Annotated in this window: 18 protein-coding genes; 10 read left to right on the forward strand and 8 right to left on the reverse strand. The window is 59.7% G+C overall.

Going from position 1 to position 23,882, the window contains the following annotated elements; genetic code table 11:
- Positions 1 to 6: 6 nt before the first annotated feature.
- Complete coding sequence (locus G6K99_RS20980) at positions 7 to 930, reverse strand: helix-turn-helix domain-containing protein (protein WP_174197757.1); 924 nt, start codon at positions 928 to 930, stop codon at positions 7 to 9.
- Between the two features lie 145 nt (positions 931 to 1,075).
- Between G6K99_RS20980 and G6K99_RS20985 the strand changes: the two genes are divergently transcribed.
- From G6K99_RS20985 to G6K99_RS21010, 6 genes are all read left to right on the forward strand, one after another.
- Positions 1,076 to 2,311: an ABC transporter substrate-binding protein gene (locus G6K99_RS20985; protein WP_174197758.1), complete on the forward strand. Its 1,236-nt coding sequence runs from the start codon at positions 1,076 to 1,078 to the stop codon at positions 2,309 to 2,311.
- An 82-nt stretch (positions 2,312 to 2,393) separates the two neighbouring features.
- Positions 2,394 to 3,302, forward strand: coding sequence for a carbohydrate ABC transporter permease (locus tag G6K99_RS20990; RefSeq protein ID WP_371816258.1), 909 nt, complete (start codon positions 2,394 to 2,396; stop codon positions 3,300 to 3,302).
- On the forward strand, positions 3,302 to 4,153 hold the full coding sequence (locus G6K99_RS20995; protein ID WP_092662951.1) for a carbohydrate ABC transporter permease: 852 nt from the start codon (positions 3,302 to 3,304) through the stop codon (positions 4,151 to 4,153). Before G6K99_RS20990 ends, G6K99_RS20995 begins: the two co-directional genes overlap by 1 nt.
- Positions 4,150 to 6,252 carry an alpha-galactosidase gene (locus G6K99_RS21000; protein WP_174197759.1) on the forward strand — a complete coding sequence of 701 codons (2,103 nt, stop codon included), beginning with the start codon at positions 4,150 to 4,152 and terminating at the stop codon, positions 6,250 to 6,252. The genes G6K99_RS20995 and G6K99_RS21000 overlap by 4 nt, the downstream gene beginning before the upstream one ends.
- Complete coding sequence (locus G6K99_RS21005; protein WP_174197760.1) at positions 6,249 to 7,346, forward strand: ABC transporter ATP-binding protein; 1,098 nt, start codon at positions 6,249 to 6,251, stop codon at positions 7,344 to 7,346. The genes G6K99_RS21000 and G6K99_RS21005 overlap by 4 nt, the downstream gene beginning before the upstream one ends.
- Positions 7,346 to 9,277 (forward strand): beta-galactosidase, encoded by a 1,932-nt coding sequence (locus G6K99_RS21010; protein WP_174197761.1) that lies wholly within the window; start codon positions 7,346 to 7,348, stop codon positions 9,275 to 9,277. Before G6K99_RS21005 ends, G6K99_RS21010 begins: the two co-directional genes overlap by 1 nt.
- Positions 9,278 to 9,495: 218 nt before the next feature.
- Here G6K99_RS21010 and G6K99_RS21015 read toward each other — a convergent pair whose 3' ends face one another.
- The gene (locus tag G6K99_RS21015) at positions 9,496 to 10,305 is read right to left on the reverse strand and encodes a transporter substrate-binding domain-containing protein (RefSeq protein ID WP_244508841.1); all 810 of its coding nucleotides are present in this window, start codon (positions 10,303 to 10,305) and stop codon (positions 9,496 to 9,498) included.
- A gap of 237 nt (positions 10,306 to 10,542) precedes the next feature.
- Between G6K99_RS21015 and G6K99_RS21020 the strand changes: the two genes are divergently transcribed.
- Both G6K99_RS21020 and G6K99_RS21025 read left to right on the forward strand, forming a co-directional pair.
- The gene (locus G6K99_RS21020) at positions 10,543 to 12,825 is read left to right on the forward strand and encodes an EAL domain-containing protein (RefSeq protein ID WP_174197762.1); all 2,283 of its coding nucleotides are present in this window, start codon (positions 10,543 to 10,545) and stop codon (positions 12,823 to 12,825) included.
- A gap of 152 nt (positions 12,826 to 12,977) precedes the next feature.
- Entirely contained in the window at positions 12,978 to 13,571 is a 594-nt protein-coding gene (locus G6K99_RS21025) for a hypothetical protein (RefSeq protein WP_162728385.1), read from the forward strand.
- Positions 13,572 to 13,650: 79 nt separating this feature from the next.
- Here G6K99_RS21025 and G6K99_RS21030 read toward each other — a convergent pair whose 3' ends face one another.
- Positions 13,651 to 14,301: a hypothetical protein gene (locus G6K99_RS21030; RefSeq protein ID WP_092662941.1), complete on the reverse strand. Its 651-nt coding sequence runs from the start codon at positions 14,299 to 14,301 to the stop codon at positions 13,651 to 13,653.
- A gap of 349 nt (positions 14,302 to 14,650) precedes the next feature.
- Between G6K99_RS21030 and G6K99_RS21035 the strand changes: the two genes are divergently transcribed.
- Entirely contained in the window at positions 14,651 to 14,917 is a 267-nt protein-coding gene (locus G6K99_RS21035) for a hypothetical protein (protein WP_174197763.1), read from the forward strand.
- An 81-nt stretch (positions 14,918 to 14,998) separates the two neighbouring features.
- On the opposite strand, the gene G6K99_RS21040 is transcribed toward G6K99_RS21035, so the two are convergent.
- The 3 genes from G6K99_RS21040 to G6K99_RS21050 form a co-directional block, all read right to left on the reverse strand.
- Entirely contained in the window at positions 14,999 to 15,622 is a 624-nt protein-coding gene (locus G6K99_RS21040) for a pyridoxamine 5'-phosphate oxidase family protein (protein WP_174197764.1), read from the reverse strand.
- A gap of 204 nt (positions 15,623 to 15,826) precedes the next feature.
- On the reverse strand, positions 15,827 to 17,596 hold the full coding sequence (locus G6K99_RS21045; protein ID WP_305798301.1) for a CHASE2 domain-containing protein: 1,770 nt from the start codon (positions 17,594 to 17,596) through the stop codon (positions 15,827 to 15,829).
- A 36-nt stretch (positions 17,597 to 17,632) separates the two neighbouring features.
- Positions 17,633 to 21,289 (reverse strand): FecR domain-containing protein, encoded by a 3,657-nt coding sequence (locus G6K99_RS21050; RefSeq protein WP_371816259.1) that lies wholly within the window; start codon positions 21,287 to 21,289, stop codon positions 17,633 to 17,635.
- Positions 21,290 to 21,416: 127 nt separating this feature from the next.
- On the opposite strand from G6K99_RS21050, the gene G6K99_RS21055 reads away from it, so the two are divergent.
- Positions 21,417 to 21,971 (forward strand): Pycsar system effector family protein, encoded by a 555-nt coding sequence (locus G6K99_RS21055; RefSeq protein WP_062459905.1) that lies wholly within the window; start codon positions 21,417 to 21,419, stop codon positions 21,969 to 21,971.
- A 143-nt stretch (positions 21,972 to 22,114) separates the two neighbouring features.
- Here the strand turns inward: G6K99_RS21055 and G6K99_RS21060 are convergent, their stop codons facing one another.
- On the reverse strand, positions 22,115 to 22,837 hold the full coding sequence (locus G6K99_RS21060) for a hypothetical protein (protein WP_174197766.1): 723 nt from the start codon (positions 22,835 to 22,837) through the stop codon (positions 22,115 to 22,117).
- Positions 22,837 to 23,868, reverse strand: a complete 1,032-nt coding sequence (locus G6K99_RS21065; protein ID WP_174197767.1) for a zinc-binding dehydrogenase — start codon at positions 23,866 to 23,868, stop codon at positions 22,837 to 22,839. Before G6K99_RS21065 ends, G6K99_RS21060 begins: the two co-directional genes overlap by 1 nt.
- Between the last annotated feature and the right edge of the window lie 14 nt (positions 23,869 to 23,882).

The following is a 23,882-nucleotide window of genomic DNA, read 5'->3' on the forward strand; positions in this document are numbered from 1 at the left end:
GCAGTGTCAGTCGCGTCGCGCATTTGCCTGCATCCTGCGGCGAAACGCGGATGGCCGGTCGGCGAAGCGGTCGGTGAAAGCTTCGTAGAAGCGCGAGACCGAGCCGAAGCCGGATTCGAAGGCGACATTCGTGATCGACATGTCTGTCGAGATCAAAAGCGAGCGAGCCGTGTCCAACCGGTGGCGGGCAATCGCCTGGTTCATCGTCTGGCCGACCGCCCGCTTGAACAGGCTCATGGCATAATTTGGATGAAGTCCCACATCCCGCGCCACGTGATCGACGGAAATATCGCCGAGGGCGTGTTCGGCAATGAAGCGCAACATCTGCTCCACATGACCGGCGCGCCCGCTGTCACTGGATGAGAGGCCGGCAATGGCAGGGGCGTGTTCGCGCAGATCCCGCCAACCTTCCCGCTCGATCCTCAAAACCCGGGCCGTGAGCTCGGTTCGGACGATCTCTGCCAGTCCCTCGTCACCCTGCAAGAGTTCCTCGCGCCATCTGAGAAAAACGTCCTCATCGAAAGGCCTGATAACGGTCGCTTCGATGACCGCACCACGGAAGACGGCATCCCGGAACCGGCTGAGAGTGGCAAGACCAAGAAAAACGGACATGGGAACATAGAGACAGACAAACCGCGTACCTTTTTCGATCTCCGTCACCTGATGCGGTACCATGCCCCAGAAAAGGCAGAGACGACCCGCGCCGATCGTCAGTTCCCGCCCGTCGAACCAGTAGGTCATCTGGCCCTGGGTAAGAAAATTCAGTTCGATCTGACTGTGCATATGCGGGCCAGCCATCCGCTGCACGACAAGAGTTTCGCCCGCGCAGAACCGATGGTCGCCGAACACGACAAGCGGGTGCCGCGGATCGAGATCGGGATGTGCCGGAACCGATCCGTCCTGTGAAATGGTTGATGCGGCCTTATCCATCTTAGAATCCCGGAAAACATTCCCTGAAATACGGTGGAACTCTACGGGTTTGTGGCGGAACATCAAGACGGGCTGGAGGAGCTCGATCGGTAAGGCTGAAATCTAGGACTTCATCCGGTTACCGATGGTCACAAGGGAGGAACACATGACCGTTCTAAGAAAGAGGCTGCTTGGCCTCGTATTGTCGACTTTTCTGATTGCGCCATCGGTTTTCGCGGGCGAAATCACTGTCAATTCAGACCATTCGGATCCCGTGCCGAAAAAGGCGATGGGCGATCTGATTGCCGCCTTCGAGAAGGCCAATCCCGACATCAAGGTCAAGTGGAACAATTTTGACCACGAAGGCTACAAGGCGGCTATCCGCAACTTCCTGACGGCCGATGCGCCCGATGTCGTCGCCTGGTATGCCGGCAACCGCATGGAGCCCTTCGTCAAGGCGGGATTGTTTGCCGATGTGAGCGACGTCTGGTCGGCCAATGGCTACGATCAGCAGATGAAGGCTGCCGTACCGTCGATGACGATCGACGGCAAGAAGTGGGGCATGCCCTACACCTACTACCAGTGGGGCATCTACTACCGTAAGGACATCTTTGCCGAAAAGGGCATCACCCCGCCAAAGAACTGGGCCGACCTGATCGCCGCGAGCGCCAAGCTCAAGGCTGCGGGGATCACGCCCTTCACGATCGGCACCAAGGCGCTCTGGCCGACCGGCGGCTGGTTCGACTATCTCAATCTTCGCGTCAACGGCTACCAGTTCCACATGGACCTGACGGCGGGCAAGGTTCCTTACACCGATCCCAAGGTAAAGGCCGTGTTCGAGAAATGGGCCGAGCTCGTCAAGCCCGGCTACTTCATCGAGAACCATGCGGCGATCGACTGGCAGGATGCAGTCCCGCAGCTCGTCCAGGGCAAGGCCGCCATGTATCTGATGGGCAATTTCGCCGTCGCCACGATGAAGGACGGCGGTCTGAAGGAAGAGCAGATCGGCTTCCTTCCCTTCCCTGAAATCACCCCCGGCCTGCCGAGGGCCGAAGAAGCGCCGACGGATACGTTCCACATTCCGGCCAAGGCCAAGAACAAGGAAGACGCCAAGAAATTCCTCGCTTACGTCGGCTCGGCCCAGGCACAGTCGACGATGAATGCGACGCTTGGCCAGTTGCCCGTCAACAATCAGGCGGAAAAGCCGAAGGACGTCTTCCTCGAGGCGGGCTTCACGATGCTGTCGGGCGCCCAGGGTCTTGCGCAGTTCTATGACCGCGATGCCAATGCCGAAATGGCAAAGGCCGGCATGGAAGGCTTCCAGGAATTCATGGTCAAGCCGGACAAGATCGACGCCATCCTGGCGCGGCTCGAGAAGGTCCGCGCCCGCGTCTACAAGTAGCGCTTCCTCCCAGGAATCCGGGCGCAGCGACCGAGAGGTCCTGCGTCCGGGCGCAATTCTTACAATCTGCAGGGGTATCGTCGTGAGCTATTCCGCAACGCCGCCGTCGCGCCGCTCGAAGAACAACAGAGAATGGCTCACGCCATGGCTGTTTCTCGCCCCCGGCCTTTTCATGTTCATCGTCTATGTTCTTTTGCCGATCTTCCAGTCGATCTGGATCAGCTTTCATGACTGGGACGGGCTTGGCGAAAAGGTCTGGATCGGACTTGGCAACTACAGCGAACTTCTGGACGACGATTCCTTCTACGTTTCCCTCAAGAACAACGTCATCTGGCTGCTGCTCTATCTTCTAGCGATCCCTGCAGGCCTTGCCGTAGCACTTTTTCTCAACCAGTCGGTCACCGGCATCCGGCTCTACAAGTCGCTGTTCTTCTTTCCGTTTGTCATCAGTCAGGTCGTGGTCGGCCTGATCTTTACCTGGTTCTACGCACCGGATTTCGGGCCGCTTTCGAAACTGCTGGAATGGCTGACGGGCGAGCAGGTGGCGGTGCTGGCGGATGAGCACTACGTCACCTACGGCATCATCATCGCCGGCCTGTGGCCGCAGACGGCCTATTGCATGATCCTTTATCTCACCGGTCTCAACAACATCAATCCGGAACAGGTCGAGGCCGCACGGATGGATGGCGCCAAGGGGTTCAAGCTTCTCTGGTACGTCGTCCTGCCGCAGCTAGCGCCGGCGACTTTCATCGCGATGGTCGTCACCGTCATCGGTTCGCTACGCTCCTTCGACCTCGTCTCGATCATGACCGCCGGCGGACCTTACGGATCGAGCCAGGTTCTCTCCTACTTCATGTTCGAACAGGCATTGTCGGAATACGGTTTCCGCATGGGCTATGGCGCCGCGATCGCCGTCGTGCTGTTCCTGATCATGATGGTGTTCATCTCGCTCTTCATCGTGCGGATGCTTGTCCAGGAAAGGAACGCCTGATGTTCCCCTCTCCCATTCAGAACGCATCGCCATGGATGCGGACCGGCTACAAGGTGCTCTTGCCTGTGTCGCTCGTCCTCTGGCTCCTGCCGCTGATCGGCGTCGCCATCACCTCGGTGCGGCCGGCGGGCGATCTTGCAGCCGGCAACTACTTCGGCATTCCCTCCGGTTTTGCCGGTGTCGAGAACTATACGGCCGTCTTCCGGGATTCTCCGATCGGTCTCTACATCCTGAACTCGTTCAAGGTGACGATCCCGACGGTGATCGGCGCGGTCGGCATTTCCTGCCTCACCGGGTTTGCGCTTGCGGTCTATCGCTTCAAGGGCAATCTCGTCCTGTTCTTCATGTTCGTCGCGGGCAATTTCATTCCGTTCCAGATCCTGATGGTGCCGGTTCGCGACCTGACGCTGAAACTCGGTCTCTACGACACCGTGACAGGACTGGTGCTTTTCCATGCAGCCTTCCAGACCGGTTTCTGCACGCTCTTCATGCGCAACTTCATCAAGGGCCTGCCCTTTGCCCTGATTGAATCCGCGCGCGTCGAAGGCGTGTCGGAATGGAAGATCTTCCGCCATATCGTGCTGCCGCTGATGCGGCCGGCGATCGCAGCACTGTCCGTCCTGATCTTCACCTTCGTCTGGAACGACTATTTCTGGGCGACCGTGCTCGTGCAAGGCCAGCACGCCATGCCGGTGACTGCCGGCCTCTACTCGCTGAACGGCCAATGGGTTGCCGCCTGGCATCTCGTGTCCGCCGGATCGATCATCGCGGCCCTGCCGCCGGTCGCCATGTTTTTCCTGATGCAACGGCATTTCATTGCCGGCCTGACACTTGGAGCAACCAAGGGATGAGTGACATCGTAACTGTCGGCTCGGGCGATTTCGCGCTGAGCCTGCGCATGCCCGAAGCCGGAATGCCCGAGTTTCTGGCCTTCGGCCGACCGCCGGTTGTCGCCGATCCGCTGTTTGAGATCGAACGGTCGAGCCGTATCAACGGCATGGACATCGCCGTCCCCTCGGCCGTCCTGTTGCCATCAGGCGGAATGGGCTTTTTCGGCTGGCCGGCGATTGCAGGCCACCGCGCCGGCCGCGATTTCATTCTCGCGTTCAGCGGCTGGTCGGCATCACGGAACGGGGCACAGACGGTGCTTTCGGCAAGTGACGCGGTCGCCCGGATCGGGATCGCCATCACGCTTACGGACCATGCTTCCGGCGTGCTGTCGATCGCAACCCGGCTCTCCAATTCAGGCGATACCGACTACCAGCTCGATCGCTGCATGGCCGCGAGCTTCCTCGCGCCCTCAGGTGAGACAACCATCACCAGTTTTACCGGCTCATGGGGCCGAGAGTTCCAGACCCGTCGTGAAACGCTCGGCAATGGCCTGTGGATGCAGGAAAACCGCCGCGGCCGCACCTCCCACGACCGGTTGCCGATGCTGTTCGTCGAGACCGGTGACCATCGTTTCGGCGTCACGCTTGGCTGGAGCGGCAATCACCAGATCGCCATCGACCGTACCGATGACGGCCAGCGGCTCGTCCATCTCGGCGAACTATTCGAGCCCGGCGAGATCATTCTCGCGCCGGGCGAGAGTTACCAAAGCCCGGTCGCCTATGCCGGGCCCCACAGCGAGGCATTTCATGCCTTCGTCCGCTCCGAGCTTGTCCAGTGGCCGGGCGGCTCCATGAGCCCAAGGCCTGTCACGCTCAACACCTGGGAAGGCAACTATTTCGACCACCTGCTGGACTCGCTCAAGGCGCAGGCGTCTGCAGCTGCAGCACTCGGCATCGAGCGTTTCGTTCTGGACGATGGCTGGTTCGGTAAACGTGACGACGACACGACGAGCCTCGGCGACTGGGATATCGATCCGCGCAAATATCCGAACGGACTGAAACCGCTCGTCGATCACGTGACAAGCCTTGGCATGCAGTTCGGCATCTGGTTCGAACCGGAAATGGTCAATCCCTTGTCCGACCTATTTACCGCCCACCCGGACTGGGTGCTGCAGGTGGAAGGGCGGCCCCTGCTCGCGTCCCGCAACCAGCTTGTGCTCGATCTTACCCGGCGGGACGTCTCCGACTATCTGTTTTCGAAGATTGATGCGGTGCTTGGCGGCCACGCGGTTTCTTATGTCAAATGGGACATGAACCGCGACCTGACCCATAGCGGCGGTCGCGACGGCAAAGCAAGGACCGCCGCCCAGACACGCGCCGTCTACGCGCTGATGGATCGCGTTCGCGCCGCTCACCCCGATGTCGAGATCGAAAGCTGCGCGTCGGGCGGTGGCCGGATCGATTATGGCGCGCTCGCCCGCACCCATCGCGTCTGGACATCGGACTGCACCGATGCGCTGGAGCGGCTGGAAATCCAGCGCGGCGCCTCGGTTTTCGTACCGCCGGAAATCCTCGGAAGTCACATCTCCGCAGACCCCAACCACCAGACCAACCGTCGCCATTCCCTGAGCTTCCGGGCGCTGGTGGCGATGGCCTATCATTTCGGCGTCGAACTCAACCCGCTGGAACTCTCAGTCAAAGAGCGCGGCGAGCTGGCGCTCTATATCGAAACCCACAAGCGGCTTCGCCCGCTTCTGCATGCGCCCGGCGCCAACTTCCGGCTTGAGCCAATCGATGGCCGTTATGTCTGGGGTGCCGCAAGCGCTGAAAAGATCGTCGTCATCGTTGCGCAGGGACCGCAGATGGTGGGCGAACAACCCGCAACCCTGCGGTTGCCTGAACAGATCATACGCTTCGGGGGAACCTGGCGCATCGAAACTGTTCTGCCCACAGAGCCTGATTTCATCCGCATATCGGACGGTCAGAAGCGACTGCTTTCCGGCGAGATCGCTTTCGATCTGGCAAATTCCGGGCTTGCAGGCCTGCCCTTGCCGATGCTTCGGCCCGAAAGTGCCCTGCTTCTCGAACTAACACCTCACAATGGGAGACAGACGCGATGAGCGACGTCAGCCTGCGCGCCGTCAAGAAAAGCTTTGGCGCCGTCAATGTCATCAAGGGTGTCGATCTCGATATTGCCGATGGCGAGTTCTGCGTTTTCGTCGGCCCGTCCGGCTGCGGCAAGTCCACGCTGTTGCGGATGATCGCCGGCCTTGAGAGGATTTCCGAGGGCACGCTGTCGATCGGCGGCCAGGAGATGACCGATGTCGGCCCGTCGGAGCGCGGCGTCGCCATGGTCTTCCAGTCCTATGCGCTCTATCCGCACATGACTGTTGCGGAAAATATCGGTTTTGGCCTGAAGATGACGGGCCATCCGAAAGCACTAGTCGCGGAGCGGACGGCCTATGCGGCCAAGATGCTGCAACTGGAGCCGCTGCTGCAGCGCAAGCCTGGGCAGTTGTCGGGCGGCCAGCGCCAGCGCGTCGCGATCGGCCGCGCGATCGTCCGCAATCCGGACGTCTTCCTGTTCGACGAGCCGCTCTCCAATCTGGATGCGGCGCTGCGCGTGCAGATGCGCTCGGAGCTCTCGAACCTGCATCAGGATCTGAAGGCGACGATGATCTACGTGACCCACGATCAGGTCGAGGCGATGACCATGGCCGACAAGATAGTCGTGCTGTCGGCAGGTCGCATCGAGCAGGTCGGTGCGCCGCTCGAGCTTTATCACCGGCCGAAAAACCTGTTCGTCGCCGGTTTCATCGGTTCGCCGAAGATGAATTTCCTCAACGTTCCCGTGACATCAGGAGAGAACGGCCGCGCCACCGCAAGCCTTCCCGGCGGCGCATCGCTTTCGCTCGACACGCATGGCGCCTCTGTGAAAGGCGCAACGATGACGCTTGGCATTCGCCCCGAACATCTGGATGCGACCGGCGCGGGCGACGTCGTTCTGGACGGCCGCGTGAAACTTGCCGAACATCTCGGCTCCGAGACCCTGTTCTTCGTTTCGCTCGCCGATGGTGCAGAAATTTCGGTAAAGGCCGACGGCCTTGCAAGCCAGCGGGCGGGCGACCCTATCCGCATCGGCATTCCGGCCAGGGCCTGCCATCTGTTCGATACCGACGGCCATGCCGTCGTCAATGGAGATCTCACACGATAATGCTTGGCGTCTGCTACTATCCGGAACACTGGAACGAAGACCGCTGGGAAACCGATGCGCGGCGCATGCGCGAACTCGGCATTTCCTTCGTGCGCATCGGCGAATTCGCCTGGTCACGGCTTCAGCCGAGCCGCGGCAATTTTGACTTCGCATGGCTCGACCGGGCGATGGACGTTCTGACGAAGGCTGGCCTCAAGATCGTGCTGGGTACGCCGACGGCGACACCGCCGAAATGGCTGATCGACGAATATCCCGAGATTCTCCCCTATGACGAACAGGGGCGTCCGCGTGGTTTCGGCTCGCGGCGTCACTACACCTTCTCCTCGGAAACCTGGTGGCGCGAGAGCGCCCGCATCGTCGAGGCGGTCGCGAAACGGTACGGCGACCATCCGGGTCTCGTCGGCTGGCAGACTGACAACGAATACGGCTGCCACGACACGACGCTGTCCTTTGGACCTGAAGACCTGAAGGCATTCCGCCGCTGGCTGCGGCTGCGCTACCAGTCTACCGAGCAGCTCAACGAAGCCTGGGGCTCGGTGTTCTGGTCGATGGAAGTCGCGAGCTTCGACGACGTCGCGCTGCCGAACCTGACCGTGACCGAAAGCAATCCGGCGACGCGGCTCGATTTCTGGCGTTTTCACTCGGAGCAGGTCGCAGCCTATGACGCAATGCAGTGCGAGATCATCCGCCGGCATTCGCCGGATCGCTGGATCACCCATAACTTCATGGGCTTCGTTCTCGATTTCGACCATTTCCAGGTGGCTGACAATCTCGACCTCGCCTCCTGGGACAGCTACCCGATCGGCTTCGTCGAAAAGTTTCCGTTCTCGGAGGCGGAGCGCAATCGCTGGGCCGAGACGTCGCATCCGGATATCGCGCCGTTTCACCACGATCTCTATCGCGCGGTGGGCCGTGGCCGGTTCTGGGTGATGGAACAGCAACCCGGCCCGGTAAACTGGGCGCCCTGGAACCCGATCCCGAAGCCCGGCATGGTGCGCCTCTGGACCTGGGAAGCGCTGGCCCATGGCGCAGAAGTCGTCAGCTATTTCCGCTGGCGGCAGGCACCCTTCGCTCAGGAGCAGATGCACGCGGGTCTGAACCTTCCCGGCCTAGACGAACTTTCGCCCGGCGGCCGCGAAGCTGGACAGGTAGCGAGCGAGCTCGCCACTTTCGGAACTCTGCCGGAAACACAGACGGCTAAAGTTGCTGTTGTCTTCGATTACCAGAGCTACTGGACGACGGTGATCCAGCCGCAGGGCAAGGACTTCCGTTACGAAGAACTGACCTTCCGCTGGTATGAAAGCCTTCGGCGCCTCGGCGTCGATATCGACTTCGTGCGCCCCGGCGCGCCGCTGGATGGCTACGCGCTGGTTATTTTGCCCTGCGTCACGGAAATATCCGCGGATCTGGAGAGGGAACTCCGCCAATTCGACGGTGTAGTCCTGATCGGCCCCCGGACCGGATCGCGCACGCGCAATTTCACCATTCCCGACAATCTGCCGCCCGGTCCGCTCTCCGATCTCACCGGCCACCGCGTGTTGCAGGTCGCCACGCTGCGGTCGGGCCTTGCCCACCCGGTGACCGGCCAGGTCTCGGGAGAGGCGATCCGCTGGCGCGAAGATATAGAAGCGAGCGGCGATGTTCTTGCCCGCTTCGGCGATGGCATGCCGGCCCTCACCCGCAAGGAGAAGATCCATTACTTGGCCTGCTGGCCGGATGAGTCACTCCTTGCCGCAACGATGAGCCTGGTTCTGGACGCTGCGGACATCCCCACGTTCGAGCTGCCGGAACATGTTCGTATGCGGCGACGCGGCGAGCTCGTCTTCGCGTTTAACTACGGTGCGGAGGACTGGACGGTTCCAACCGGGATCCGCATCGTGCTCGGCGAGCGCACTCTTCGCCCGTATGAGGTTGCTGTCTGGCGGGCGTGAGCGAGCCAGACAGACAGAAAGCAAACACGCGCCTGCCAAACGGTTGCTCAAGAGCTGAACGGGCCCTATTGAACGGGGCGGAACTGACCGAAATGACGCGAGCGGATCTCCACTACGACATTCGCTGAGCTGCATCAGGATTCCGGCTTAGGCCGGTTCGCGGCAGGGTGTCGACCCGACATCCTGTTTCGATCTTCAGGAATGCCAGATGGCCCGCATCAACGGATGCTGAAGGGGAAATATTTCGCGTTAATGCTGTCATAGACTTCGCCAGCCTGAAGCTCCGCCAGGGCCGCATTGATCTTTGCCGTCAACGCAGCATCGTCCTTGCGGAAAGCGATGCCCGCACCTTCGCCGAAGATCGATGTGTCCTTGACGTCGGTGCCAACGAACTTGCAGCAACGTCCTTCATTCGTGTTCGTGAGCCAGTCGTACACGGCAAGCTTGTCTTCAAGCATGACGTCAACGTCCTCGTTTGCCAGCGCCTTGTAAAGCTCCGGCGAGGAGCGAAACACCGTTGTCTCGGCGCTTGGGAAAAACTTCTTGATGTATGCCTGCTGTGAGGTCTCCGCCGCGATGCCGACGCGCAGGCCCTTGAGGCTTTCGTCCGATATGGTGGTCAAGACCGAGTCTTTGCGTGCGATAAAGACGGAGGGACTGTCGTAGTATTTGTCCGAGAATGTCACGAGTTTGCGTCTCTCTGCACTCATCGACATGGACGATACGATCATGTCGTATTTGTTCGAAAGCAGATTGGGGATCATGTCGGTCCATTCCTGGACGACCAGTTCGCAGGAAAGCCGTGCCGTCTCACAAAGGGCCTTGGCGATGTCGACGTCGAAACCCTGCAGTTGACCGCTGGAGTCCACGTAGTTGAAGGGAGGAAAGCCTCCCTCAAACGCAACCTTGATCTTCTGATCTCCTGCCCGGTCGGCAGCGACTGCCTCTCTAAGGTTATGTGTGGGCAAAAGGAGCAACGAAGCAGCTATACACAGTGTGATCAGCGCTCTGGGGTTCATTTTCGGCATCTGGCTCTCCTCTTGTCGTCCGGGCTCGATTCCCGTATTGGGAATATTAGAACATACAAGGATTAAGAGCTTCTCTCGCATGCTTGTCAGCGGCCAACCAGAAGCTCATCTTGACCCCGGCCGCCTCCGGCATTGCGTGTTTTCGTCATCAATCGCGAATGCTTCAATTTTGAGACATGCTTTAAAAGCATTTCGTAATTAATCCCCTCTACACTTCCCTGGGCGAGGGGAGATTCCGTGTCTTCAAACTGGGTGTTTTCATTGTTGACGCGACTGTCGGCTCGTTCGTCGTCGCAGTCGGTTTTGATCCTGCTGACCGGAACCGGTCTTGCAATATTAGGGCTCGTTGTTCTCGCAGCCATTTGGGCCGGAAGTGAAAGCGACTCTGCGGCGCGCGACAGGCAACGAGAGCTGGTTGACGGCAGGCTGCAAAATCAGGTCGACCGCGTTGCACAGGATATGCAACTGCTGGCGGAAGGCTATGCTTCATTCTTATCGCCCGGCTCTTCGGACAGCGGCACGGAGATATCCAGAAGCGCGTCGATCCAGACGTTTGGTCGGATCGCCACATCCGTCTTTGGCTACAGCGCCGTTTTTCTGATTTCGCCCGACGGAGAACTCGTACTCCAGCCTGACCCCGATAGCGTGCGTCGTTTCAAATGGGTTCGTCCCGTCCTTTGGCCAATGATCTCGGCCGTAACAAAAGGCCTGGAAACCAATGGGCAGCACGCTCCCGCTCCCCAAAAGAATCAGGTGGAGTTGCTCCGGCTGGAAGGCAGGCCCTCGATTGCGGGCATCGTTCCGGTGGTTCATCAGGTGCAAGATGATCCAGGTAAGGTGAAGGCGGAATACTATCTGATCGCCATCCGGTTTTTGGACGGCCCGACGCTCGATATGTTGAGCAGGGAGCAGGGTCTCGCGGGGGCACGTTATGCTCGCACAGCGGATTACGAACCGGGTGAGGTCGCGTTCCAGGTGGCGTCCACCCGCACGGCAGAGCCCATCGGATTTATCGTCTGGAAACCGGATCTGCCTGGTTCTCGCGTTATCGCGCGTCTCCTGCCCTTCCTGTCTGCCGCCGGACTTGTCGTCACCATCTTGTTTTCCGCCCTGCTGCTGCGCCTGCGCTATAGCCTGAAACAACTCGCTGCGAGCGAGACCCATGCGCGGCATCTTTCCCATCACGACGTGCTGACCGGTCTTCCCAACCGCGCTTTGTTTGCGACAAGACTTGAGCAATGTCTTACCGAACTCGGGACACAAGACCGCGAGACTGTCGTCGCGCTGATCGACCTCGACCGGTTTAAGCAGGTCAACGACGTCTACGGCCATCTCGCTGGCGACGAGCTGTTGCGTATCGCCGTAGAGCGGATGAAGTCGCTTCTTCGGCCTGGTGACACGCTTGCGCGTTTCGGCGGCGACGAGTTTGCCCTCCTCATCCCCTCTCTCGGCCACAACCGAAGCATCATCGGTTTGTGCAACGAGATCATGGTGCGCATCAGCGACCCGTTTCATCTTGTGAACGGTACTGTCGTTGTCTCTATCGGCGGCTCCATCGGATACACGGCCCCTGAGGGCGCGTTTACCACTGCCCGGGAACTCCTTCGTCGGGCAGACGTCGCACTCTACGATGCCAAGGAAAGTGGCCGCGGCCGCGCGGCAGAATACAATAGTTCGCTGGACACCCGCGCAAACGAACGCACCGAACTGCGGAACGAACTGCGCATCATGCTCGAAAGAGATGAAGGTCCGGGTGACACGCAAGGGGTGATCCGCGACAACCGGGTAGGTCATCTGGAAGTTTTTGCCCAAGGGGTCCATCAGGCAGACAGGTCAGGTGATCTTACAGGTGCGGAAGCTCTTGTCCGATGGCGCCACCCGACAAGGGGGCTTCTGTCGCCCGACAAGTTTATTCCGATTGCTGAAGAAGCCGGGATGATCAACCAGCTTGGCCGATGGGTCTTGCTCACGGCGGCCGCCGCTGCTGCGTCCTGGCCGGCTCATCTCTCGATTGCCGTCAACGTTTCCCCGTCACAAATCGGACAGCGCAACTTTGCCCAGATGGTTCTGTCGATTCTGAGGGACTGCGGGCTTTCCCCGGATCGCTTGGAGCTTGAAGTAACAGAGGCTGCCATTTTCAACCTCGACGAAGGCGCGGCCGAGAACCTGAACCTACTCAGGTCACGCGGGGTGAGAATTGCGCTCGACGATTTCGGCACCGGCTTTTCGTCGCTGAGCCATTTGATCGACCTCAAAATCGACCGCGTAAAGATTGACAGGTCCTTCGTCCAATTGCTGGGCTGCAAGGCAGAAGGTGCCGCCATCGTATCCGCTATCGCCAGTCTGAGCCGGACATTGGGCAAGGCAACAACGGCCGAGGGTGTCGAAACCGAGGAGCAGAGGGAGTTCCTGATCGCAGCGGGATGCGACGAGCTGCAAGGTTACCTTTTCTCGCGACCCATACCGATCGAGGCCTTCGGCCACCAGGTGCGGCCGAGCCAAATACGCCTCTCGTTATAAACGGAACACGAACGGTGGCAGAATTCCATCGGTCGTTTCGGATCTGCCACAACTCTCGACAGTCGATGACGTCTTGCCTACAACGGATCAGGTCGTATGTTGTCTTGCTAACGTTACGGCGCGCGAAACAACTCCTGAGGAGGAAAGCTGGAATGAATTTCTTCCCGAGGATGGCTTTGGTGGCCGTCGTCTTGCAGTTGGGTCTCGGTCATGCGCGAGCAGACCGTCCTGATCTGGATCAGTCGGTGATGGTGTTCGGTGGCGCTATGGTCGATGAGAATATGCTCGACGCTGCCAACGTGTTCGGTTCTGACTACGAAGATAACGCGTTGATTGGGCTGGGGTACCAGGTGTTCCCATACCAGTTTGGGACGTTCAGCTTCGGCCTGGAGGCGGGTCTTGCTGGTCGGTTCGGCGAGAGCACGAGCGGCGAGGTGTGGGGCGGTGTCGTAGGTCGACATGACGGCGTCAGGCTCGGCCCTGTGCGTGTCTCGCCATCTTTCACGTTCGGCCTCAGCCATGTCACCAAAAGCCAGAAAGGTCGGGAGCGGGATCACGAGCAGGAACGGGACGGCAACGCACGCACCCTGTTCTACCTTGGACCCGAGCTGAGCCTTTCGAGCGACAAGCTCCCGAACACGGAAGTGTTCTGGCGGCTCCACCATCGCTCAGGCGCATGGGGAACGCTTGGCGACATGCACGGCGGCTCGAACGCCAATGTCGTAGGGGTCCGGTACAAGTTCTGACAAAAAAGGCCCGTATCAGGCTCAGCCTGATCGCATAGCCTGACGTTGGAAATGTCGGTCAGCAGATACAGGCTGCAGATCACACTGACTTTGGGAACAGTGGAGTCACATTCGTGGTTGCATTCCCGGTGGCGGGTTGGAGCTTGTTTGCGGTCGCCTTATCGAGGCCGTGCAGAATCTTGGCCAGCCCTTCCGCCTGACGATAGTAGTCCGGTTTTTCAGGAAGGGTCAGGTCGAACTCGCTGCTGATCCGAGCAATCAGATCCATCGCTCTTGCAGCAAGCCGGGCGTAACCCTCAATGCGGCGCTCGAAAAAGCCGTCATGCGCGGGTTTCGACAAATCGAGGCTTTCGAGAGCGTTCTCGTGGTTGCTAACACGGTTTGAAAACCACAATATCTCTTCGCCAAGATCCGCCCCGAAAAGTTGCCAGTCCGCGTCGTCAGGAAGGATCAGCACTGGTTCGGGAAGATGGAACGCGAACTCTTCCTGGTCCATAGGATTGAACTCAGGCCGGTCATGGACGGCTGCATAGGCGGCCCCGACGTAGTCATCGAGAGCCAGCATCGTTCGCATTGCAAGGCTGCGCGCGTTCCGGTTTGTCTGTCCCGGACGGACGAGAACGCCGAGTTTGTGGATGGACCGACTGGCGGATCCCAGAGCAAAGCTACCAGCGCCAATCAGCGCTCCCAACGTCATGAAACCTTGCGTTGTGCCGAAGAAATCAATCACCGAGTACCTCGTTAAGTAAGCCCGTCGTGGAGTCGACTGAAGAGTAAAAACCGGAATCGTTCCAAGTGACAGTCTGCACCGAAGCGTGCAGAAAACAAACGTTACCGTTCCAGTTTGATGAGTTTTTCAAGATGGAGCGGACTTTACCGGCAATAGATGTGATGCCGAGCAGCCGTGTTCAAGTCTGCGGGCGATGCCCATCCTTCAGCGCGGGGCCTACGTCATAGAGGTTCTCCGTGTCTCCTTGACGAGGCATTGTCACGCGAAACAGGCTTCGTCGCCGGCAACAAGAACCGCGTCCATGCGTTATCGTCGCAACGGTCTCATGGTAACTGCGAAGAGATCGATAATGGAGACGAAGATGGCGGCGGGTGTATTTGACGTTACGCAACTCAACTTGATCAGAGACGCGCACCTCGACTGGTGCGCCGTTAACACCGTTGAGCCGACCAGCGTGTTGGGGGAGGAAGCGGTTGCCTATCTGTTGAGGGCATATGGCGCTGGCTGCGACAGTCCCCAAGAGATGATCGCGTCCCTTGATCGTCACATCAGCGAACGGGCGAGCCACGTACAGCTGGGATCGCCTGCTATACCATCATCCGGCGACGAACATTGAGACCAGCGGCTGAGGCAACGCTGCCCGGCGACCGACCACGCAATCTCGTGCGTAAGTCTTAGACGATCGTTCGAGCGTCGATCACAAGGCTTTGCCTTCCAAGCGGGCGCGCAGTGTCGCGTTTTCGGCTTCCAGCTGGTGCAGTCTTTGACGAAGGGGTACTACCGCTTCCTCGACCTGCTGCTCGGTATAGCGCGGGATGATGTGTTGTGGGCAGTTCCAGTCGTAAGCCTCGAGCCGAAGCTTGAATAACCGCTCAGGCCTGCCTTTGTAGGTGGGATCGGAGACCAGATCTGTAAGAGCTTGATCGGCATCGAGCGTTAGCCGCTCGACATGCGCGTAGATTTTGAGCCGGGCTCGTCGGACGTAGTCCATAAGGAACAGGCAGGCCCGGTCGTTGGCTGCGAAATTTCCTGCACTGATGTACTGGCGGTTACCTCGATAGTCGGCAAATGCCATGGTTCGAGGATCGACGACCTTCAAAAAACCAGCTCTCCCTCCACGGTGTTGAACGTATGGCCACCCGGTTTCAGACACCGATGCCATGTAGAAGCTGTCGCGCGAGGCGATGAAGGCGATTTCGTTTTCCGTGAATGTATCTGAGGGGCGGTCGTGGTTGCCCAACCATATTTGATCCGCACCCATATCCGCCTGTGCGGCTCTGACGCTCGGCGTCACGGCGACTTCCAGGAAATGATACGGCACGTGAACCCCCATATTCAGGCGGGCCCGCATGGTGACCGGACGGTGCGGCGCCGCGGATCGGACTATAGCTCGACCAAATCAAAGATTGGAATGCTCATTCTTCCGGCCGGTGGACATTCCGGCCGCAGTTGATCGGGATCACACTCTTCGGTTCGTCTCTATCGATGCACGCTTTCTCCCGTCAAATTCTTCCTGTCCGATCTCCTACCGCACAACAGTGAAAACCGAGACTTCCTCGCTCTTGCCTTTGACGAGGATGCGGCCGAGCTCCCTCACACCGCTCGTGTCGGCCAGGCTGGCCGCCGTCCCTGCCCCGATCAATAGGGAGACGCCGAGGTTCTTGGATTCCCCCTCGAGACGTGCTGCCAGATTGACGGCATCGCCGAGCGCGGAATAGTCAAAGCGCCGGGTCGAACCCATGTTGCCCACGACGCAATCACCCGTGTTGATGCCGATGCCGATACGCAGCTCGTGATGCGTTCGACCGGCGATCTCCGCCTCACGCGCGAGCTCGGCGTTCAGGCTCTCCATTGAAGCGAGCATTGAGAGCGCGGCTGAAACCGCGTGATCGGCATGGTGGGGATCGTCGAGCGGCGCATTCCAGAATGCCATCAGGCAGTCGCCGATATATTTGTCGATCGTTCCCCCATGGGAGAGCACGATATCCGACAGCGGCGTCAACAGCCGGTTTATCAGCTCGGTGAGGTGTTGAGGGTCATCCTTTAGCTGCTCGGCGATTGTCGTGAACCCGCGGACATCGCAGAAAAGGACGCTCAGCTTCTTCTTCTCGCCGCCAAGCTTCAAACGGGTCGGATCGCTGGCCAATTGAGAAACAAGGTCAGGCGATAGGTACTGAGCGAACGCTTGCGTGATCTGGCGACGGCCCGCCCGCTCCTTCGCGTAATCGAGCCCCGCCTGCGCAGCGCTCATGCTGAGCATCGCCAAAGCGGGTGAGACCGGAGACACAAACACCCTCCCGAACCGCAACGCCGCGTAAGCTCCACCCAGCATCACGACAAGCGCGACACTGTTGTACAACACGGTTTTCCAACCCGTATCCTTGCGGACCAGCAGCGCCCCGATGACGACCGCACCAAACAGCAGAAGTTGACGCAGTGCCTGGTCAGCTTCTGTAACGGAAGATCCCAGTCTTATGTTGTCGACGATCGTCGCCTGGATTTCAGCGCCGGCCGTCAGGTGACCGGTGTGGACGGTATAGGGTGTTGCATAGGCGTCCGCTCCGCCCTTCTCCACCGTCGCTGCGGTTTGAAGGCTTAGACCGACCAGAACGATCCTATCCTTGAAAAACCCTTCGGGCAGGAACCGCTCCGGCTCGAGCGCCTGGTAATAGGAAACTGTCGGGTATGTGCGGGCTGGCCCGTAAACCTGAAGCAGTTTGTTCGGCACTCCCACAGGAATTTCGAAACCTGCAGCAGTCGCAACCGTGGCGGCGAAGCCATCGTCATAGGGTGGCAGACGACGCAGAACGCCGTCGCGATCAAGCGTAATCGAGGCAATGCCCGTCAAAGCATAGGCGTCACTGAACATTTGCAGCGGCAGAACCCGCACAAACTGATCCGCCTGCGCAGACGTCACAAGCGTTTCGTCACCGGCGAGCACGACGTCTGGTCCAAGCGCTGCGGCAAGGGCGGCGTCGTCTCCCGGATTGGACGGCTCCGCGAAGATGATGTCCATGCCGATCGTCTTGGCACCGGCCGCGCGCAACGCCGTGATCAGTCTGGCATGCAGGCCTCGTGGCCACGGCCACTGGCTCTGGATTTCGGCGAGAGAGGGTTCGTCGATCGCAACGACGATCGGGCTGTCCGAGGCAAGCGGCAAAGGGTTCAGGGTCGATAGATAGTCGAACGCACGGTTGTCGAGCAGCGACCAAGCTGGAAGCTGAGCGATCAACGTCAATGCGACGTAGATTATCAGTGACAGCGCCGTGAGCTTTAGCTGCCGAGACCGGAGCATGGGCCCGCCGCGGGCATTCGACCGACTACCTGACATCTAGAAACGAACCTTCAACGTACCCTTGAAGGATCTTCCCCAGGCGGGAACGCCGGCGTCGACTTCGAACTCTTCGTCGAGCAGATTGAAAGCCTCCAGTTCCAGCGCCATCCGCTTGTCGAGAGGCTCCCAGGTCAGCTTGCTGTCGAGGGTCCAGTAGTCACCAAGGCCAGTCCCGGCACTGCCTATCCGCTCGCCAATGTAGTTGGCGGCCAGCGAAACCTGGACATTGGCCGGATTGACATAGGTGAGCGCCAGCTGGCCTGCCCATTCCGGGATGAACGGCAAGGATGAGCCGGCGGGCAGGCTGCCGCCTTTTTCTTCCGAATCCGCGTAGGCGATCGTGGACGAGAGACCGAAGCCGTGCCCTAAGAGAAGATTGCCTGTCAGACTCGCCCTATCGATGCGTCCCTCGCTGGTGGTGAAGGGAACGGCTGTCAGTGGAACTGCGATCTGCATGTCGCGCACGTCCTGGTGCTGGAACTCCGCAGCCGTGAAGAACCGGTCTGTCCACTCGGCATCCCACCGAAGTGCGACCGTATCGGCACGTCCTTCGGGTGCAACGTCGAAAGCATTCGGCTGCAGGCCGACGACAGAGACCGGCGACAGGGTCGGCGTCGACAGATCCGTGCTGCTGCGCATCACGGCAGCGCGGAGCCACTGTCCCTCGACCGGTGACCAGGCAAGGCCGAGACGCGGCTCAAGGCGAACACCGTCAGATGCGTCGTTGCTGAGGTAGTTACCGAATACGGCGTACTCAGCCTTCAAGTTTGACTGGATCTCGTGGAGCAGATCGACATAAACGCTTGCGACGCTCGTGCGATCCGAGCTGCTGGCGGTCCCGGAAGCCCCGCCGATAAGGTCTTCTATCGTCTGTGTCTGAGATTCGGAGATCCAGCCACCTTCCAAACCATAGCGCCAGGTGAGATCACCCGTTTTGAACGTATGGCTGAGAGCGGCAATATAGGCATTTTCTTCATACTCATCGCGTTCGCGAGCATTTGGAATCGTCGGAAACGGAGTTCCAAGGTCGATCTCGCTGTACCGTATGTCATTGCGCCGCGTGCCGCTGTGAAGAATGGCGGCATTCATGACATTCTCGTAGGCGAACGTGTGGCTCCAGCCCAAACCTCCGTTGCGGCTTCGGCCGACAATCTCGTCTTGCCGCGTTTCCGTGACGACGGGCAACGTTCCGGGGATCGTCACTTCCTGCTCGAAGGTACTCTTTGCATCGTTATAGTAGAACACGATGCGGTCGTAATAGGTCGGACTGGTGGTCAGGAAGACATTGCCGCCGAGCACCTCCAGCTCTGTCCCGATATCCGTGATCAAGCCGGCATCGCGGCCGTCGAGTGACTTCTGCCATTCGAAATTGGCATAGTAGCTCGTCGGGTTCGGGAAGTTCGTATAGCCCTGAATCTCTGCCTCGCCCGTCCCGCCGGTGCCTCCGCCCGCCGCAGTGAAGCCACCTCCGACAGACACTTCGAAGAACGGCCGGGTGAGAATGTCAAAGCCGCGACTGGGAGACGAGATCAGTGTCGGCTCCAGCAGGAGCCCCTGAAGCGTTGATGAAAAGAACTGCCCGTTCGGAGCGTTGTTGATGACGTCCTCACCATAGAGGTAGCTGTTCGCGAAAGGGTTGACGCTGCCACGGATGCTTTCATCGATATAGGCAGCACCGGAAAATGGATCGAAGACGGCATCGCTGTAGAATTCGCCCCAGGCGTTCAGGCCTTGAAAGCGGAATGCACTGTTGAGAATCGAACCCGCCTGCTGGTTTGCGCCAAGCGACGTGTACTCACCGCCGCGCGCTCGCGCACGCAGGACGTAGTCTCGCGCATGTTGGATCGCACCCGGCGCATCATACTCCGAAATGGCCACCGAGGCCCGAACCGCCGAGATGACGGGATCATTGTCATCCAGTCTATCGGCATTGTCGATCGCCTGTTCTGCAGCGACACGGTCCCCTTTCTGGTAGTAGGCTGCGCCAAGGACGATCTGCCCTTGGGCATCCGCCGGATTGGAAACAGTGCCTGCGAGCAGGTCTTCGACCGCCTTGTCGGGCTCGCCTGTCTGAAGATAGTAGCGACCTCTCGCAATCAGAACCTGATCCAGCGCCGGATCCGCAGCCATGGCAAGATCGATCTCGCGCTTCGCCTCCTTCACCCGGTTTGTGTCCAGATAGGAGATCGCCAGATTCGAGTGCGATATAGGATCGATCGGATCCAGCTCGATCGCCTTTCGAAGCGCTGCCTCTGCCTCTCGATTGGCACCTCTGGTCGAGTGGATGTCGGCGATCGCATTCCAGGTGGTGCTGCTTCCAGGCGTTACCTTCAGAACCTCGTAGAGATCTGCCAGCGCTCCGTCGTTATCGCCCTGCAACCCTGCCTTGAAATGAGATCGCGCCTCCAGCGCAGTGGGCTCATGCGGATCGAGAGACAGTGAGCGGTTTATCGCCTCCTCCGCCTGCATGCGGTCATTCAACAACAGTGCGATCCAGCCGCGATAGGCCGGAAGCGAGGGGTCGGAAGGGTACTGTCGCTCCGCTTCGCGAAGAGCCTCGATCGACGCGTTCAGGTCCTTCAGGAAACCGACCGCATAGGCCCGCAGAAATGCGGCTTCCGGTCCCCCATTGCTCGGTGGCAGCGGCTCGACACGGCTCGGATCTGCCAGCGACCGTGCGTAATAGCCACCCCAGAGCGCGATCGCTCTCCTGCGCGGATCGAGGCGGTGAGAAACCTGCGCGAAAAGGGCCGCCGCTTCACCGTATCGCGCTTGGTTGGCTGCGATGATGGCCTTGATCAGGATCAGCCGGTCCCGTTGGGTCGATGATAACTGCGTGCGCTCCAGCGCACCAAGCATCCCCATTGTCTTTGCCGGGCCTTCAAGCGACAACTGCGCTTCCGCCAGATCGACCAGGTCGGCGGTCGAACGTTTCTCAGGTGGAATCGCCAGAATCCGATCGGCATTTCGGCGCATGTCTGCAAATGGGACCGCTGCTGGCGGCATACGCTCGAACGCTTCTCGCGGCGGAAGGTAGAACAGCATTTGTTCGCGGTCATCGGAGTCGACGATAACCACCTTGCGAGGCGCCTGACCCAAGGTGGCTGCTGCCGCCTCACCCGCACGCACGTCGACCATGCCTTGTGGATTGGCGAGTTGCACGATCCCGTCGAGAACCGTCAGCGACGTGTCGTTGCCGCTGACCGTCATGGTCCAGTCGGTCCCTCGAATAGCGGCAGCCGCTGCGGCAGTCTGGACCTGTACGCCAGGCCCTCCGCGCTCGGCCCGGGCCCAGATCGTTCCTGACTGAAGCTGCAAGACCGTGTCGGAACTCGTTTCGCGGGTGATCTGCTTCACGACCATCGAGGTGTTGCGGCCGAGCCTGACCTGGGTACGGTCCGAGAAAACGATGGCGAGCTGGCCGACCTCGTTCGTGCGCAGGATATCGCCGCTCATCAGGTCCTGTTTGAGATCGACGGACTGCCAGTCGGACACGTCAATAAAGCGGACTTCCTCGCCGGTCTTGCGTGCGATGACGGCCCCAGCTGCAGTACCTGAGCGCGGAACGGGCTCCGCACCCGCAGGCTCAAGTGCAGCCGATAACAGAACAGCCGTCGTCATCGACAGCACTGTTGCTGCCTTAAAAAGTTTCACTCTACAATCCGGCATCCCCCGCCGCTCCACCCTTAAGCAACCAAGTGTCGTAGTCGCCCTAGCAAGACTATTGAATAGCCGCCAGAGTCTTATTAGAGAGGATACTTTGTAAGCGGAGAATTTTCACGTGAGTGACTTTGATAGCGCACCTACGGAGATGCTTGACCTGACCATGGCGAGCGGTGAGGTGACGGAGGAGTACATAAACCACATCCGAAAAATCAACGACGTCTTCTATGACCAGATCAAGATAGCCGACCAAAAGGCCGCCTATATCTTCACGTTCATGCTGGCTTTCTTGATCTCTTCTGCGGAAGGGCGAAGTGTGTTCGACTGGGCGCTCTATGCAAAGGCAGACATTCCGGAGGCATTGCTTCGCGCGATACTGGCCTGCGCGTCAGTCTTTTCAATCATTTGCGCAATCCTGGTTGTCCTCCCCCGCAACATCCCCCGCTCGACGTCTCTCTTCTGGGGCACCTGGCCGCATCATCGCCCGCTGTTCGAGCTCGCTGCGGCGAACCGCGATGTCTCTTACCTGTTCAACGAATATCTCGATAACGCCGACATCCTGTCGCTGATCTCGCGCCGTAAGTACAAGTGCGTGTCGTTCGCCTTCCGCGGACTGGTCCTGACGGTCCTCGCCTATGTCATTCTCCTGCTAGCGACGCAGAACATCCGCTAATCACGCCATCTTGAGGCGATGAGCAGTACTCAACCCCGGTCCTGTTCATCGTCACATCGGCACGGCTGCGGCACCCACCAAGCGACCGCGGAATCGGTCTTTCGAAAGAGGTCGATCCCTTCCGTTTTTGACGTCGATTTGGATCAGGTGTGATCGCCGCTATGCCACATCGTGTTGGTGTCGATCTCGGACCGATGCGAGGGAAAGTCTTCGCCGCGGTAGCTGATCAGCAGCTTGAACAGGTCGCTGCGCAGCCTTTTGCGGGGTTCGAGACGGTGCTCGATCTGCCGCGTCAATGCGGCCTGCATGACCGATAAAGCTTCGACGGAGGTTCCTTCGGCGATGATGACAACATTGACCGTATCAGGGTCGGTCGCTTCATCCTGCTCGAAAACCTCGTACACCTGGTTGGGCTCGGCGAGTACGACCTGGAAGCCCGTTATGCGGGTCTGGGTCATCAGCTGGCGCAGAATTTCTTCCATTGTCGGTATCGATGCATGGGCCTTTCCGCTTTCGACAGAATAGGCCTGCACGAGTGTTGCGCCTCCGATACCGCTTCCAGCTTTCACAGCGATCTCGCCCGGGATCCGCAGCACGCTCGAAAAATGCTGCCGCATTTTCTGAGACCAGGGCGTCGGATTTCGCACAAGATCGAGATAGGACGGCTGCTCGATCACCGCGAGACTTTCAAGCTCGTAGAGGGTGAAATAGCTCTCTTTTCTGGCTGCCGAAACGTATCGGCTGGCGGCACGCATGCCGGCGACCGTCAATCGCTCCGGGACATGCTCGAATGTGTGCCAGGCTTCGTATTCCTCCGCCATGGCGGCGGGATAATCGTTCCAGAGCGCGAGAATGGCGGGGCTCATCAGGGCTCTCCCATGCGAAGGACGACCTTCGATGCGATACGGTCCTGCGCGGCCTGGAACCCCGTTAGCGCGTCCGACAGTGTGAGCGTGTGCGAAATCAGCTGTCGCATCAGCGGCTGATTGGCGTCAAGAAAGGCAATGACGCCGTCCCAGTCGGCAGCAGGTGCCCGGTAGGAGCCGCGGATCTGCTGATGCATGCGCACGACGGATGTGAGGTCGATTTCGGCTGGCCGAGGGTGGATGCCGACAACGGTGAAGATCCCGCGCTTCTTGAGATACGGCAGCGTCGCGCTGACGAGCGCGGGTACGCCGGCCGCCTCGATGATCGCGTCGAACGGCGCAAGGTCCGCCAGGGCGCTCGCCATGTCTGTCTTCGCCGTATCGATCAGTTGCTCGAAACCGGCCGCGCGGAGTGCATCCAGCCGCGGCCCGTCATCGCGGCCGATCACTACGACCTTGGCACCTTTCGCCCGTGCCATGATGGCGATGCCCTGTCCGATGAAACCCGGACCGATCACCAGAATGGTTTGCCCCGACTGGACCTCCGCAGTCGCGACCGCCTCGGCGCAGACGGTCATCGGTTCTGTCAAAGCCGCAACATCCATGTCGAGACTGTCGGGAAGGGTGTGGCAGTTATCGTAGGGCACGCACACGAACCCTGCGAATGCGCCGTTGCGGCCAATGCCGATCCCTTTGCGCGCCGTGCAATTGTCTTCGTCGCCGCGAAGGCAGGCATCGCAACGGCCGCAGGTGGTAGAGGGTCTTGCGGTCACGCGGGTGCCGATAATCGTTTCCGACAAAGCCTCCCCTACCCGTTCGATCGTGCCCGCAAACTCGTGGCCAAGGGTGACGGGCATGGCGCGCTCCATCGACTCGTAACCCGGGGTCCACTCCGCGATGTGCAGGTCTGTTCCGCAGATGCCGGCCGAATGGACACGGACCAGAACGTCGCGCGGAGCAAGAGCCTCCGGCACGCCGATCTCGCGAAACTCCACGCCTTTGGCGGGCCGGACCTTTTGCAATGCCAGCATGGTGTCGTTCCCTT

It is taken from the genome of Neorhizobium sp. AL 9.2.2 (assembly GCF_013317225.1).
Lineage (GTDB): Bacteria > Pseudomonadota > Alphaproteobacteria > Rhizobiales > Rhizobiaceae > Neorhizobium > Neorhizobium soli.

Bases quoted from the DNA above. Each gene is read 5' to 3' on its own strand.
- G6K99_RS20980 (WP_174197757.1), bottom strand. From the start codon at position 930: ATGGATAAGGCCGCATCAACCATTTCACAGGACGGATCGGTTCCGGCA.
- G6K99_RS20985 (WP_174197758.1), top strand. From the start codon at position 1,076: ATGACCGTTCTAAGAAAGAGGCTGCTTGGCCTCGTATTGTCGACTTTT.
- G6K99_RS20995 (WP_092662951.1), top strand. From the start codon at position 3,302: ATGTTCCCCTCTCCCATTCAGAACGCATCGCCATGGATGCGGACCGGC.
- G6K99_RS21000 (WP_174197759.1), top strand. From the start codon at position 4,150: ATGAGTGACATCGTAACTGTCGGCTCGGGCGATTTCGCGCTGAGCCTG.
- G6K99_RS21005 (WP_174197760.1), top strand. From the start codon at position 6,249: ATGAGCGACGTCAGCCTGCGCGCCGTCAAGAAAAGCTTTGGCGCCGTC.
- G6K99_RS21010 (WP_174197761.1), top strand. From the start codon at position 7,346: ATGCTTGGCGTCTGCTACTATCCGGAACACTGGAACGAAGACCGCTGG.
- G6K99_RS21015 (WP_244508841.1), bottom strand. From the start codon at position 10,305: ATGCCGAAAATGAACCCCAGAGCGCTGATCACACTGTGTATAGCTGCT.
- G6K99_RS21025 (WP_162728385.1), top strand. From the start codon at position 12,978: ATGAATTTCTTCCCGAGGATGGCTTTGGTGGCCGTCGTCTTGCAGTTG.
- G6K99_RS21035 (WP_174197763.1), top strand. From the start codon at position 14,651: ATGGAGACGAAGATGGCGGCGGGTGTATTTGACGTTACGCAACTCAAC.
- G6K99_RS21045 (WP_305798301.1), bottom strand. From the start codon at position 17,596: ATGCTCCGGTCTCGGCAGCTAAAGCTCACGGCGCTGTCACTGATAATC.
- G6K99_RS21060 (WP_174197766.1), bottom strand. From the start codon at position 22,837: ATGAGCCCCGCCATTCTCGCGCTCTGGAACGATTATCCCGCCGCCATG.
- G6K99_RS21065 (WP_174197767.1), bottom strand. From the start codon at position 23,868: ATGCTGGCATTGCAAAAGGTCCGGCCCGCCAAAGGCGTGGAGTTTCGC.